This is a genomic window from Pseudomonas sp. Au-Pse12, assembly GCF_021341665.1.
GTDB lineage: Bacteria > Pseudomonadota > Gammaproteobacteria > Pseudomonadales > Pseudomonadaceae > Aquipseudomonas.
Genome location: NZ_JAJTTH010000001.1, coordinates 751,921 through 765,270, shown reverse-complemented (window position 1 = coordinate 765,270; position 13,350 = coordinate 751,921). Strand labels below are relative to the sequence as shown.

12 protein-coding genes and 1 pseudogene are annotated in these 13,350 nt (G+C 54.4%); all 13 read left to right on the top strand.

The window, feature by feature from the left end:
- Nucleotides 1–14 precede the first annotated feature (14 nt).
- Nucleotides 15–560, top strand: a pseudogene (rfbC, locus tag LXM55_RS03380) (dTDP-4-dehydrorhamnose 3,5-epimerase); the annotation flags it as partial.
- A 9-nt stretch (nt 561–569) separates the two neighbouring features.
- Entirely contained in the window at nt 570–998 is a 429-nt protein-coding gene (locus tag LXM55_RS03375; protein ID WP_233319041.1) for a sugar 3,4-ketoisomerase, read from the top strand.
- Nucleotides 985–1,659 carry an acetyltransferase gene (locus tag LXM55_RS03370; RefSeq protein WP_233318559.1) on the top strand — a complete coding sequence of 225 codons (675 nt, stop codon included), beginning with the start codon at nt 985–987 and terminating at the stop codon, nt 1,657–1,659. Before LXM55_RS03375 ends, LXM55_RS03370 begins: the two co-directional genes overlap by 14 nt.
- Before the next feature lie 8 nt (nt 1,660–1,667).
- The gene (locus LXM55_RS03365; protein WP_233318558.1) at nt 1,668–2,585 is read left to right on the top strand and encodes a hypothetical protein; all 918 of its coding nucleotides are present in this window, start codon (nt 1,668–1,670) and stop codon (nt 2,583–2,585) included.
- Nucleotides 2,582–3,517, top strand: a complete 936-nt coding sequence (locus tag LXM55_RS03360; RefSeq protein ID WP_233318555.1) for a GNAT family N-acetyltransferase — start codon at nt 2,582–2,584, stop codon at nt 3,515–3,517. Before LXM55_RS03365 ends, LXM55_RS03360 begins: the two co-directional genes overlap by 4 nt.
- Nucleotides 3,514–4,614: a DegT/DnrJ/EryC1/StrS family aminotransferase gene (locus LXM55_RS03355; RefSeq protein WP_233318553.1), complete on the top strand. Its 1,101-nt coding sequence runs from the start codon at nt 3,514–3,516 to the stop codon at nt 4,612–4,614. Before LXM55_RS03360 ends, LXM55_RS03355 begins: the two co-directional genes overlap by 4 nt.
- Before the next feature lie 62 nt (nt 4,615–4,676).
- Nucleotides 4,677–5,927, top strand: coding sequence for an O-antigen translocase (locus LXM55_RS03350; protein WP_233318551.1), 1,251 nt, complete (start codon nt 4,677–4,679; stop codon nt 5,925–5,927).
- Nucleotides 5,928–5,973: 46 nt separating this feature from the next.
- On the top strand, nt 5,974–6,933 hold the full coding sequence (locus LXM55_RS03345; protein WP_233318548.1) for a glycosyltransferase: 960 nt from the start codon (nt 5,974–5,976) through the stop codon (nt 6,931–6,933).
- A 444-nt stretch (nt 6,934–7,377) separates the two neighbouring features.
- Nucleotides 7,378–8,514 carry an NAD-dependent epimerase/dehydratase family protein gene (locus LXM55_RS03340; protein WP_233318547.1) on the top strand — a complete coding sequence of 379 codons (1,137 nt, stop codon included), beginning with the start codon at nt 7,378–7,380 and terminating at the stop codon, nt 8,512–8,514.
- A gap of 10 nt (nt 8,515–8,524) precedes the next feature.
- On the top strand, nt 8,525–9,091 hold the full coding sequence (locus LXM55_RS03335; protein ID WP_233318545.1) for a serine O-acetyltransferase: 567 nt from the start codon (nt 8,525–8,527) through the stop codon (nt 9,089–9,091).
- On the top strand, nt 9,088–10,080 hold the full coding sequence (locus LXM55_RS03330) for a hypothetical protein (RefSeq protein ID WP_233318543.1): 993 nt from the start codon (nt 9,088–9,090) through the stop codon (nt 10,078–10,080). The genes LXM55_RS03335 and LXM55_RS03330 overlap by 4 nt, the downstream gene beginning before the upstream one ends.
- Nucleotides 10,077–11,021, top strand: coding sequence for an NAD-dependent epimerase/dehydratase family protein (locus tag LXM55_RS03325; RefSeq protein WP_233318540.1), 945 nt, complete (start codon nt 10,077–10,079; stop codon nt 11,019–11,021). Before LXM55_RS03330 ends, LXM55_RS03325 begins: the two co-directional genes overlap by 4 nt.
- 261 nt (nt 11,022–11,282) lie before the next feature.
- Nucleotides 11,283–13,292, top strand: coding sequence for a polysaccharide biosynthesis protein (locus tag LXM55_RS03320; protein WP_442799723.1), 2,010 nt, complete (start codon nt 11,283–11,285; stop codon nt 13,290–13,292).
- The last annotated feature ends 58 nt before the right edge of the window (nt 13,293–13,350 follow it).

Below are 13,350 nucleotides of genomic sequence, written 5' to 3'. Positions count from 1 at the left end.
TGGAGCTATTGTTTTTGAAACTTACACAGACAAGGATTCCTGATGTCGTTGTTATCGAGCCCAATGTATTTGACGATGATCGCGGCTGGTTTATGGAAACCTTCAACGAGCCAGCGTTTCATGCTTGCCTGAGAGCCTTGGGGCTTGCGCTTCCTCGCCCACTCATTCAGGACAATCATTCCAGCTCGAAGAAAGGTGTCTTGCGTGGATTGCACTTCCAGCTCGCACCACATGCTCAAGGCAAGCTTGTCCGTGTAGTCAAAGGGGCTGCTTGGGATGTTGCTGTGGATATCCGCAAAGGTTCGCCTACCTATGGCATGTGGGTCGGAGAGGAGCTGACTGCGGAAAATCGCAAAATGATGTGGATTCCCGAAGGTTTCGCCCATGGCTTCATCGCCTTGGAGGACGATACCCACTTCCTTTACAAGACCACAGATGTTTACAGCAAGGAGAGTGAGGGCAGTCTGGCTTGGGACGATCCGGACCTGTCCATCCAGTGGCCGGGCATCGGCGAACCGAATGTCAGTGAAAAGGACCGCAAGGCGCCTGCATTCAAGGACTTCGAAGGTGTGGATGTACCTGCTGCGAAATCCGATGTGGTACCTCTGCAATTCCGTGTGATCGGTGACGAGCGCGGTAGTCTGATTTCGCTTGAATGCGCCGATAACGTGCCTTTTATTATCAAGCGCGTGTATTACATTTTCAGTACACAGGCTGACGTCAGTCGCGGTTTTCACGCCCATCGTGATTTGCAGCAGCTGGCCATTTGCGTCTCTGGCAAATGTCGGATGACTCTGGATGACGGCCGCAGTCGTCAGGATGTCTGGTTGGACGAGCCGAATAAGGGCGTCCTTATCCGTAATCTCATCTGGCGGGAAATGCACGATTTCAGTGAGGACTGCGTACTGATGGTGCTCGCCAGTGGGCACTACGATGAATCGGACTACATCCGTAACTACGACGACTTTGTGAAGGAGGTTGCCAATGGAAAAAAATAACAAACTAGTCATTGTTGGAGCTGGCGAGCTCGCAATGATCGCTTACGAGTACTTTACCTACGACTCTTCCTACGAAGTTGTCGGTTTTGCCGTCGAACGCGACTATTTGCAGGAAAAGTCTCTGTATGACCTGCCGATCGTGGCATTTGAAGATTTGCAGCAGCACTTTCCCGCTGAGGCGCATGAAGCCTTCGTGGCAATCCCCGCTTCAGGCCTGAACCGGTTGCGTACCCGCCTATATCTGGCGGTGAAGGAGCTTGGGTACACCTGCGCAACCTATATCAGTTCTCGCGCCTTTGTCTGGCGCAATGCAAAAATCGGCGACAACTGCTTTATCTTTGAGCACAACACCGTCCAGCCTTTCGTTGAGATCGGCAACAACGTGATTCTGTGGAGCGGCAACCATATCGGGCATCGTTCGGTGATCGAAGACAATTGCTTCTTGTCTTCCCACGTAGTCGTTTCCGGTTATTGCCGGATCGGTAGCTCTTCGTTCATCGGCGTCAACGCGACAATTAACGACCGGATCAATATCGCGCGTGATTGCGTGGTGGCTTCTGGTTCGCTCGTCAACAAGCACTTGCAGGAGCCGGAGCGCATTTACTATGGCGCCCCCGCTCAGGAGCTACCCAAGAAAAGTGCACTCAAGGTCAAGTTTTAGGAAGCCTCATGAACTGGAAAAAGCTAGGGCTGGTGTTCTCTCAGGATGGGAGTGTCGCTTGGCGCAGAAACTCTGCCTTGACTCCGACTCCCTTTCTGCTGAACGAAAGGGTCATTCGCATCTATGCGGGTTTCCGCGATGATGATGGCATCAGCCGAATCGGTTATGTCGACGTAGACAGTCAGGACCCTACAAGGGTCATCAAAGTGTCCGACAAACCGGTGCTGGATCGCGGTCGGGATGGTTGCTTCGATGACAACGGCGTGATCATGGGTGATGTGGTTCGTGATGGTGAACTCCTGCGTATGTATTACGTGGGTTTCCAACTGGTCAAGCGTGCCAAATTCCTGGCGTTTACCGGGCTGGCTGAAAGCCGCGATGACGGGGAAACGTTCCAGCGCGTGAGTGAGGCTCCGGTCCTGGATCGCTCCATCGAAGGCAATACCATTCGTGCGGTGCACACCGCCTTGCATGAGAACGGTGTGTGGAAGATCTGGTATGCCGTTGGTGACGATTGGCAGATGATCAATGACACCCCCTATCCGAAGTACAACATCTGGTATTCCGAATCTGTCGATGGTCGCGCTTTTGCTCCTCAAGGCAAGCTGTGCATAGATGTCCAGGGCGACGAGTACCGCATCGGTCGGCCCTCGGTATACAAGACCGCTACTGGTTACATGATGTTCTACACCAAGGGAGGAACCAGTGGTGACGACTACTTCCCGGGCGTTGCCTACTCGGTTGACGGCATTCATTGGGAACGCAAGGATGAGACTTTTGGTCTGGAACTTTCCGAGTCTGGCTTCGATAACCGTCATCTGTGCTACCCGCGCCTGGTAACCGTAGGTTCGCGCACCTTTTGTTTCTACAACGGAAACAACATGGGTAGCGAAGGCTTCGGCGTGGCGGAGTTGTTGGCAGAATGAAGTGCGTTGTCTATCAACCCGAGGCTCGGCAGGAGTGGGATGGGTGGGTCGAAGCGGCCCGTACTCCTCTGTTCTTCTTCAAGCGAAATTTCATGGAGTACCATGCCGACCGCTTCCAAGATGCGTCGCTGATGTTCTACGAGGAGGACAAGCTTGTTGCCGTTCTTCCGGCGTCGCGTCGCGGTGACGAGCTGGTCAGTCATGGCGGCTTGACGTTCGGCGGTCTTGTATTCAGTGCCAAGGTGCGGGCCAACACAGTGCTTGAAGTATTCGAATCGCTGGTCACTCATGCTCGTAATTCCGGTTGCAAACGTATTCTTTACAAGACCATTCCTTATGTCTTCGCCGATCAGGGGGCGCAGGAAGATCTGTATGCCTTGATTCGTTTCGGGGCCAGCTTGGTGCGTCGCGACTTGTCCAGCGTGATCCACCTTGACAACCGGCCCAAGCTGTCCAAAGGGCGAAAATGGCTGATCGCCAGAGCTGCGAAGCTGGGTCTTGAAGCGACGGTGTCGAACGATTGGGATGCGTTTCTTGCCCTGTTAGGCGAAGCCTTGGAACGTCATGGTGCCAAGCCGGTGCACACTGCAGATGAACTGCGTCTGTTGCAGTCGCGATTCCCGAAGAACATAGAGCTCAAGACCACCTGGCATGAAGGTCGGCTGGTGGCGGGGGCAGTGCTGTTCCACTTCGGGCAGGTAACCCATACCCAGTATCTTGCGACTAACGATGAAGGCAAGGACATGGGGGCCCTGGACGCCCTGATCGAGACCTGCATTCGCGAAGGTGAAGGCAATGGCGCCAAGTACTTCAGTTTTGGTATTTCCACAGAAGATGCAGGCAAGACATTGAACTCCGGGTTGATCAACCAGAAGGAGAACTTTGGCGCACGTGGAATGGTTTTGGACTTTTACGAGATCAGCATAAAGTGATTAGCTTCCTTGATCTAAAAAAACTCAACGCGGCCTACGCTAGCGAACTGCAAGAAGCCTGTGCTCGGGTCATCGATTCCGGCTGGTATATCGGAGGCCAGGAGCTCGCCTCATTCGAACACGAGTTTGCCGATTACTGTGGCGCCAGTAACTGCGTTGGCGTGGCCAATGGTCTGGACGCCTTGACCCTGACCCTGCGGGCCTGGAAGGAAATGGGCCGTCTGCGTGAGGGAGATGAAGTCATAGTGCCCGCCAATACCTACATCGCTAGCGTACTGGCTATCACCGAAAACCGTCTGGTACCGGTGTTCGTCGAGCCGGACCCGGCGACCTTCAACCTGTCAGCCGCCGGTGTGCGCGCCGCGCTGACCGAGAAGACCAAAGCAGTCATAGCGGTGCACTTATACGGCCAGTTGGCGGATCTGCCGGGCATCATGGATCTGGCACATGAGCGCAATCTGCTGGTGCTGGAAGACGCTGCACAATCCCACGGTGCCAGCATCGATGGCCGCAAGGCGGGAGTATGGGGGCATGCCGCCGGTTTTAGCTTCTATCCAGGCAAGAACCTGGGGGCGCTGGGTGACGCAGGCGCTTTGGTGACCAACGATGCCGAACTGGCGAAGGTGGTCCGTGGCCTGGGCAACTATGGCAGCTACAAGAAGTACGAAAACCAGTATCAGGGCGTGAATAGCCGTCTGGATGAAATCCAAGCCGCTATGCTAAAAGTCAAACTGGCGCACCTGGACAGTGAAATTGCCGCACGGCGCCAAGTGGCCGATGCTTATCGCGCTGGTATCAACAACGTCTTGATACAGTTGCCGGCTGTGGTGGATGAGCAGGCACATGTATGGCATCTGTTTGTGGTTCGTTGCGAACGCCGCGACGAGTTGCAGAAGTTTCTCATCGAGCAAGGCGTACAGACCCTGATCCACTACCCAATCCCGCCGCACAAGCAGCAAGCCTATGCCGCTTATGGCTCACTGTCCTTGCCGACTACCGAGGCCATCCATCGTGAAGTGCTGAGTCTGCCGATCAGTCCCGTAATGAGCGACGACGAAATCGCCACAGTAGTGCGTGCAGTCAACGCATTCTCCTGACATCACGTCACTGGTCGGGGAGGGTAGCGCCCCGGCCTTCATTGGTTTTGGTCCACAGTCCATTGAACATATTCAAGACAAGTATTCTCACGGCGATCGCCACTGCGGCGCGGCTGCTTTCGGGTTTTATCGTGATGAAACTGGTGGCTGTGCTGTCGGGGCCACAGGGCGTTGCTCAGCTCGGACAGTTTATGAGTCTAACCGCATTGCTCGTGGTATTCGCCGGCGGAGGCGTTGGTCCTGGCGTCGTCAAGTATCTTGCCGAATACAAAGGCGATGACGAAAAGGTCCGAAGTCTGCTCAGCTCGGCTTTCAGCTTTACTCTGATTGCGTCCCTGAGCATGTGCGTTCTGGTGTTGCTGTTCAGCCGCACAATCGCCGTCTGGTTGCTGGAAAGCCAGGAACTGCAGTGGCTGATCGTGGTTCTGGCAATAGCGCAGATCTTCGTTGCCATGCATAACTTGGTCATCGCTACCGTCAACGGCATGATGGATGTCAAACGCCTTGCGCTGATTCATGTCTCTGGCTCAGTGGTAGGCGTGGTACTGCCGTCGGTGCTGGGCTACTACTACAAGCTTGATGGCGTATTACTGGCGTTTGTTGTAAGCCAGGCAGCGTTGTTGCTTATCAGCTTTGTCGCCTACAAGCGCAGTGGTTACTTCAGTTGGGCGAACATTGGCTGGAACTCTGATCGCCAGGGGTTTTCCCGCCTTGCCCGTTTTTCCCTGATGACGCTGACCTCGGCGCTCATGGCGCCGATCGTCCAGATCGCGGTGCGTAACTACCTTGCGGGAGAGTTCTCCTGGGAGGAGGTGGGGTACTGGCAGGCGGTGTCCAAGGTGTCCGAGGCGTATTTGCTGTTTATCACCATGGCGATCAGTGTCTATTACCTGCCCAAGTTATCGGCGCTGACCGAGCGCCAAGCGTTCAAGGATGAAATCCGTAAGGGCTTCCTTGTCCTTATGCCATTGGTCGCGATCTCTGCGCTGGTCATTTATTGGTGTCGTGAGCTGGTGACCAATATCCTGTTTTCTGACGATTTCCACGGAGCGCTGTACCTCTATGCACCGCAGCTGATTGGCGATGTGGTCAAGGTGGCAGCATTCTTGTTGTCCTATGTCATGCTGGCGAAAGCCATGACACGAATATTCTTTATTTCGGAAGTGGTCTTTGGTCTCACCTATTTTATCTGGGCAGTGGTGCTTACTCAGCAATTTGGCCTTATTGGCTCTATGTATGCATTTATCGTCAATTACCTGATCTATTTTGTTTTTTCCGCAATAGTTGCTTCGCGCTACATAACTAAAATGTAATAAGGCACGCCGCAGTGATGCGGCTGTCATAGGGAGAAGATCTAGTATGGCTGTGGTTAGCGTAATGATGCCTACATACAACGCAGAGCTGTATATTGCCGCTGCGCTGGATTCGATTCTTCAGCAGGATCATGCTGATATCCAGATCGTCGTGTCTGATGACGCATCGAAGGACGGAACGCAGGCCATCATTCGCGAATATGCTGAGCGTTTTCCACAAAAGATCAAGGCCATATTCAACGAGCAGAATGTCGGGGTGACTCGAAACTGCAATATTGCCCTTGGTCAATGTACCGGCGACTATGTTTCGCTATTCGCTGGCGACGACCTGATGCTGCCTGGCAAGCTGTCCAACCAAGTGGCACTAATGGAAAGCGATCCTGAGTGTGTTCTGTGCTATCACCCAGTCGAAATTTTTGACTCTGATACGGGAAAGACTTTTTTCGTTACCAACCAGCACCCGCGTGAAGACGTGTACAACTGTCAAGACCTACTCTTGAAAGGTGGTATTCCGGGTGGATGCTCGATCATGTTGCGGCGTTCAGCATTGCCCCAGGGTGGCTATGACGAACGCTTGAAGACAGTTAGCGACTGGCTGTTTTTCCTGGAAATTTCCATGCAAGGGCGCCTGCGCAAGCTTGATAAGGTGTTGGCTCGTTATCGCAAGCATGCCGGTGGCGCGAGTCGCCTGACCTATCAGCTGCTCGCTGAGTCCCTTAAGGCTCTTGACCTGTTCCGGCAGAAATTCCCCGGGCGCAGCGAGTTATTGCCGCTGATTGCTAAGGCCAAAGCACGTTATGTCGCGGGCGAAGCCTTCCGGCAGCTCAATGAAGATCCAGTCCTTGCATTGAAGCTGGCTGGCGAGATGTTGGGCTATCAAACAAGTGCGAAGTACCGCGCACTGTATGTGGCGGCCTGGGTGAATCACCATGTACCGGGTGGACGTCTGTTGCTGGGTTGGGCTTCGACGCGAATGAAGTATTTCCTAAAGCGTGTTGCCGGCTGAGGAGGGTGTTGTTTTCGCCCTGTCAATCTTGGGTATGTGGCTGGCTGGTTGATAGGCCAACGTTTTCATCTTTATCCACTTTGGCGCGGCCTCAGGAAAGCCTCAATGATTCATGCATCCATAGTCTTTCGACTATTACCCAGTGTTGGCTACTTGTATTTTATTATGTTGCAAGCAGCATTTAACTATCTTGCACCACTGGATGCTGACACCTCACTCGTTCAGATGGTTGCTATGTCCAGTACCGTTCATATTGCAATCTAGCCATCTTGATGAGTGGAAGCCGGACAACCACCAATCATATGATTCTTAACTTTCAATGCTACTTGTGGTAGATTTCGCCTTTTTTGGTTATGTCGAATTTAACCTGAGCCCATAACTTTCAGCGCGTTGCTCCGGTTGAAGTACCGACAATGCATGCACGCCGATTTCTAGGAGAGGAAAATGTCAAAAAAAGTACTTGTGACCGGCGGCGCTGGCTTCATTGGTTCCCATCTGATTCCAAAGCTAATAGCATCTGGCTATCAAGTGCGAGTGCTGGATTCCCTGTCTCCACAGATCCACGGTGTGATTCCCCGTGACCTGGACTGGCTCACCGGTGAAGGAATCGAATTCCTGAGAGGTGATGTCACTTGTCGCAGCGACTGGGAAGAAGCTTTGCAAGTAGTCGACGCCGTTGTTCACTTGGCTGCGGAAACCGGTACTGGGCAATCGATGTACCAAGTCGCTCGCTACAACGAAGTGAACAGTCAGGGCACTGCTCTGATGTTCGATGTGCTCGGCAAGATGGACGCCCATCAGGTCAAGCGCGTGGTGCTTTCGTCCAGTCGCTCCATCTACGGCGAAGGTGCCTATGTGCATCCGCAGACCGGAGCCCGGGTTTATCCATCGGCGCGTACTGGCGAGCAGCTGCAAAAGCAGCAGTGGGAGCCGGTCTGCCCGGACACTGGTGCTGCGCTGCAAATGGTTGCCACCCATGAGACCGACCTGGTATCTCCAGCCTCCATCTATGCCGCAACCAAATATGCTCAGGAAGATCTGGTACGTATAGGCTGTCAGTCGATGGGTATTGGCTATGCCATGTTGCGGCTGCAGAACGTATATGGCGAGCGTCAGTCGCTGAACAACCCTTACACCGGTATTCTCTCGATCTTCTCCACTAAAATTCGCCGTAATAGCGAACTGCCACTGTTTGAGGATGGCGAAGAAAGCCGCGACTTCATTCATGTCGAGGACGTCACCGACGCTTTGCTGGCGGCGGTGGCTGTAGAGAATGCGCCTAATACCACCATCAACGTGGGCAGTGGCATTGCGACATCGGTTCGCAACGTTGCCGAAGAACTGTCACGCGCTTTCGGCAAAACGCCGAACCTAACGGTTACCGGTCAGTTCCGCATTGGCGATATCCGGCACAACTTTGCCGACATCTCGCGCCTGGAGAAACTCCTGGGCGTCAAGCCGAAGGTTTCTCTGACCCAGGGCTTGCAGCGTTTTGCGCAGTGGGTCAGCAGCCAGCCCTTGCCGGAGGACCAATTGGAAAGGGCCAACCAGGAGTTGCGTGACCGAAAACTGATGAACTGAAGGTTTTCTCATGAACGCGGATGAGATTGGACTTTTTCGTTTACTGATCATGGATGCCAGGCGCCATCGAGAATTGCTCGGTGGGCCTGTTGACGTATCGCTACCCAGACTGTGGTTGGGTATGTTTTCGCCACGCTTTGCGCCAGTACTCTTGTACCGATTGGCCTATTTCTGTCAACGCATGCGCCTGTCGCCTCTGGCGAAGATTTTTTCGCTGCTGAACTTCATGTTCTTCGGGATTGAAATCGCTGCGGCTTGCCGCATTGGTCCGGGTCTGTTTTTTCCGCATACCCAAGGTACCGTGATCGGCGCCTACCGCATCGGTAGCAACGCCATCATCTACCAGGGTGTAACGGTCGGTGCTCGTGATCTGGACTTTACCTACGACGAGCACCACCGCCCGGTGCTGGGCGATGGGGTGATGCTGGGCGCCGGGGCCAAGGTGCTTGGTGGAATTCAGCTGGGCGATGACGTCACCGTAGCGGCCAACGCAGTACTGTTGATGTCGGTACCTGACCACTCTGTGGTCGGCGGTATTCCGGCGAAGATTCTAAAAACGCGGAATGATGCAGTTTGAAGTATTCACTGGCGAATAAAAAAGTACTCTTGGTGGCTCCCCAGTTTTTCGGGTACGAGCAGGAAATACGCAGCGAAATCGAGCGGCACGGGGCAAAGGTGGACTTTTTGCTCGATCGTCCATTCACTTCGGCGTTTCTCAAGGCGGTCACACTCTGGCGGCGTCAATGGGTAATGGCTGCCGCAGAGCGCTATTACCAGGAGCATACGGATACCAGCGCTGATTACGACTACGTCTTTGTAGTCAATGGTCAGACGCTGTCTGCACAGATTCTGGAGCAGTGGCGCGGTCACTTCAAACGGGCCAAGTTCTTCCTCTACATGTGGGACTCCTTCGGCAACCGCAAGGATGTGGTGGGCAACTTGCGCTATTTCGATCACGCCTTCACCTTTGACCGTGACGATGCTAGCAATCACCAAATCCATTTTCGTCCGCTGTTCTTCTCCAAGGGCTTTGAAATCGGTTCCGATACCCCAGTGCAGTGGGATGTCAGCTTTATCGGCACGGCTCACACTGATCGTTACGCCGTAGCCTCGAAGGTTGCCCGGCAACTGGGCAGCAGTGTGCGTGCGCATTGGTACTTGTTTCTCCAGGCTAAGTGGGTGTACTGGCTTTACAAGGTTATCAATCCGGGATTCCGTCCGGCGAAGCAGAGCGATTTCAGGTTCGAACCACTGACCAAGGCCGATGTGCAGAAGGTTTTTTTCGGTTCGGCTGCCGTGCTCGACATCGAGCATCCACGCCAGACTGGTTTGACCATGCGTACGCTGGAAACCCTCGGTGCACGCAAAAAACTGATCACTACCAATGTCAGCGTGGAGTCTTACGACTTTTTTCTGGCGAGCAATATTTGTGTGATCGATCGGGAAAATCCAGTGATCCCGGAAGAGTTTCTTCAAACACCCTACATTGACGTAGATCCATCCATCTATCATCGCTACCGACTCGAAGGCTGGTTGGACGAATTACTGGAGAAAGAACTGGGATGAAGATTCTGGTAACGGGAGCAAATGGATTTATCGGACGGGCCTTGTGCCAGGCCCTGGTGGACCGAGGAGATGAAGTACTAGGGCTGGTCCGTTCGGGCGAATCCGACGTTGCAGGGGTGATGGTGATCCCGGCTGCTTTGGATAACGAGGTGGTTCTGCAGAAAGCACTCGAAGGCGTCGAATGCGTTGTCCATCTAGCGGGGCGGGCCCACTTGCTGGTCGATACTGCGGCGGACCCTCTGGCCGAGTTTCGTGTGGTCAACCGCGACGCGACGCTTCGTCTTGCCGCTCTGGCCCAGAAAGCGGGGGTGCGCCGCTTCGTGTTCATGAGTTCCATCGGAGTGAATGGATCACATACTGGGACTCAAGCTTTTTCCGAATCCAGTCCGGTTGCTCCGCATGCCGACTACGCGCAATCCAAGCTGGAAGCCGAGCAGGGGCTACGCAAGCAGATGGCCGGTGGCCTGACCGAGCTGGTGATCATTCGTCCGCCTTTGGTCTACACGGCTCATGCGCCCGGAAATTTCCGTCGCTTGCTGAAACTGGTTTCCACCGGTGCACCATTGCCATTTTCACTAGTGCACAACCAGCGCACCATGCTCGCCCTGGAAAATCTTCTCGACTTCATCCTCCTCAGCACCACTCATCCTCAGGCCGCCAACCAGTTATATCTGGTCGCAGATGGGCAGTCCGTGTCGACCCGGGAAATCGTCGAGTACCTTGCTAAGGGCATGTCCCGCCGCTGCATCAATTTGCCGGTCCCACCGTTCGTCCTGCGTATGGGGCTGACCGCTCTGGGCAAGGTTTCCCTGCATACCCAACTGTGCTGTTCCCTGGTCATTGCCACTGACAAAGCCCGCGATTTGGGGTGGGTGCCAAGGATAACGGCGAGGGATGCTTTGATCGCCGCTGGTCGCAACTACCTTTCACTGCAACATTAATCGACCTTCTATATTAGCGGTTCATCTGGCGATGATGGCGATCAACGCACTGAGGCTGTTGTCAAAGGAGTGGAGGGTAGCCTGTTCGGAAATGGATGGCGGGATCGATCTGATTGCTGCCTAATCTTCCGTTGATCGCCCTGACCGTTCAACCTAGTGCCGGCAAGCAGGAAAAATGCTGGATGCAAGGCTGGTTGGTGTTGTCACTCGGCGTGACAGCGCAAACTCCAGCAAAATCGTATGAGATTGGAAACATTTACGATGTCTGAAGGATTTATGGATAAATTCAGGACCAAATTGCTTGGTTTACCTCGCAGGTACAAGCGATTGATCCAAGTGGCCGCTGATATCGCTCTGGTCTGGCTGGCGCTGTGGTTGGCATTCGTCGTGCGTCTGGGCATCGACGAGATGATCAACCCCATGGTTATGCACGGCTGGCTGTTCTTTGCCGCTCCGGTCATCGCGATTCCCCTGTTCATTCGGTTCGGCATGTACCGTGCAGTAATGCGTTACTTCGGCAACGATGCCCTGGTCGCCATCATCAAGGCAGTCAGTATGTCGTCACTGATCCTGACGCTTGCGGTCTACTGGTATAGCAACCATCAAGGTGTGGTGCCACGCTCGATCATCTTCAACTACTGGTGGCTCAGTCTGATCATGATCGGTGGTCTGCGCTTGGTCATGCGTCAGTACTTCCTCGGGGACTGGTTTACAGCCGTGCAGCATGTTCCCTTTTCCAACCGCGACGACGGTCTGACCAAGGTTGCTATCTATGGCGCGGGTGCCGCTGGCAACCAACTAGTCGCGGCGCTACGCATGGGACGGGTGATGCGCCCAGTGGCGTTCATAGATGATGATCCTAGCATCGCAGATCACGTGATCTCCGGTCTGCCTGTCTACCGTCCTGAAGATATTCAGAAGTTGATTGAGGTGCCAGGAATTCAGGAAATTCTTCTCGCCGTGCCTTCGGCAAGCCGCGTGCGGCGTCGCGAAATTCTTGGTCACCTCGAAAGTTTTCCCCTGCACGTACGCAGTGTACCGGGGTTTATGGATCTAGCTAGCGGCCTCGTCAGAGTCGATGACATCCAGGAGGTGGATATCGCTGACCTGCTCGGACGCGATTCAGTGCCTGCCCAGGAGAACCTGCTGGAGCACTGCATTAAGGGTAAGTCGGTACTGGTGACCGGCGCTGGTGGTTCTATCGGTTCGGAACTGTGCCGGCAGATACTCGGCCAGCAGCCCACCACGTTGCTGCTGTTCGAGCACAGCGAGTTCAACCTCTACAGCATTCTCAGCGAACTTGAGCAACGGGAGGCTCGCGAGTCACTGGCAGTGCGGGTTGTGCCAATTCTTGGATCGGTCCGCAACGCAGCACTATTGCAGGACATCATGCAAGCCTGGCGGGTCGACACGGTCTACCACGCTGCGGCTTACAAGCATGTGCCGATGGTCGAGCACAACATCGCCGAAGGTGTACTCAATAACGTTATCGGTACTCTGAACACTGCCCAGACCGCGTTGCGTGCTGGGGTGGCTAACTTCGTGCTTATCTCCACCGACAAGGCAGTACGTCCAACCAACGTAATGGGTAGTACCAAGCGTCTGGCGGAGATGGTCCTGCAGGCGCTGAGCAAAGAAGTAGCGCCGTCGCTATTTGGAGAAAACGGCAACGTCGCCCAGGTTAACAAGACTCGCTTCACTATGGTTCGTTTTGGCAACGTGCTGGGTTCGTCCGGCTCGGTAATCCCACTGTTCCACAAGCAGATCAAGGCGGGAGGTCCGCTGACCGTGACCCATCCCAAGATCACCCGTTATTTCATGACCATCCCGGAAGCCGCTCAGTTGGTGATCCAGGCAGGATCCATGGGGCAGGGCGGTGATGTGTTCGTGCTGGACATGGGCGAGCCAGTACGTATTGTCGAACTGGCGGAGAAGATGATCCACCTGTCCGGTTTGAGTGTACGTTCAGACAAAAATCCCCACGGCGATATTTCCGTCGAATTTACCGGGCTGCGTCCGGGAGAGAAGCTCTATGAAGAATTGCTGATCGGTGAAAATGTCGTCGCTACGCCACACCCGATGATCATGAGCGCCAACGAGGACTACCTCGACTGGGAAGTGTTGAAAGGGCGGATCAAGGAGTTGCTCGCGGCGGTTGAGGGCGACGACTATCCGCGAGTACGGCAGCTATTGCGGGAAACAGTGAGCGGCTATTCGCCGGATTGTGAAATTGTCGACTGGATCTATCAACAACGCCGACTCAATCCCTAATCAGGCGGGGCGCTCGAACCTTCCGCCGCCAGTGCTGGATGGCTCGTCGACGCAGCAG

What these genes read in the sequence shown, in the direction of transcription:
- LXM55_RS03365 (WP_233318558.1), top strand. Translation starts at nt 1,668, where the DNA reads ATGAACTGGAAAAAGCTAGGGCTGGTGTTCTCTCAGGATGGGAGTGTC.
- LXM55_RS03345 (WP_233318548.1), top strand. Translation starts at nt 5,974, where the DNA reads ATGGCTGTGGTTAGCGTAATGATGCCTACATACAACGCAGAGCTGTAT.
- LXM55_RS03370 (WP_233318559.1), top strand. Translation starts at nt 985, where the DNA reads ATGGAAAAAAATAACAAACTAGTCATTGTTGGAGCTGGCGAGCTCGCA.
- LXM55_RS03360 (WP_233318555.1), top strand. Translation starts at nt 2,582, where the DNA reads ATGAAGTGCGTTGTCTATCAACCCGAGGCTCGGCAGGAGTGGGATGGG.
- LXM55_RS03325 (WP_233318540.1), top strand. Translation starts at nt 10,077, where the DNA reads ATGAAGATTCTGGTAACGGGAGCAAATGGATTTATCGGACGGGCCTTG.
- LXM55_RS03335 (WP_233318545.1), top strand. Translation starts at nt 8,525, where the DNA reads ATGAACGCGGATGAGATTGGACTTTTTCGTTTACTGATCATGGATGCC.
- LXM55_RS03340 (WP_233318547.1), top strand. Translation starts at nt 7,378, where the DNA reads ATGTCAAAAAAAGTACTTGTGACCGGCGGCGCTGGCTTCATTGGTTCC.
- LXM55_RS03320 (WP_442799723.1), top strand. Translation starts at nt 11,283, where the DNA reads ATGTCTGAAGGATTTATGGATAAATTCAGGACCAAATTGCTTGGTTTA.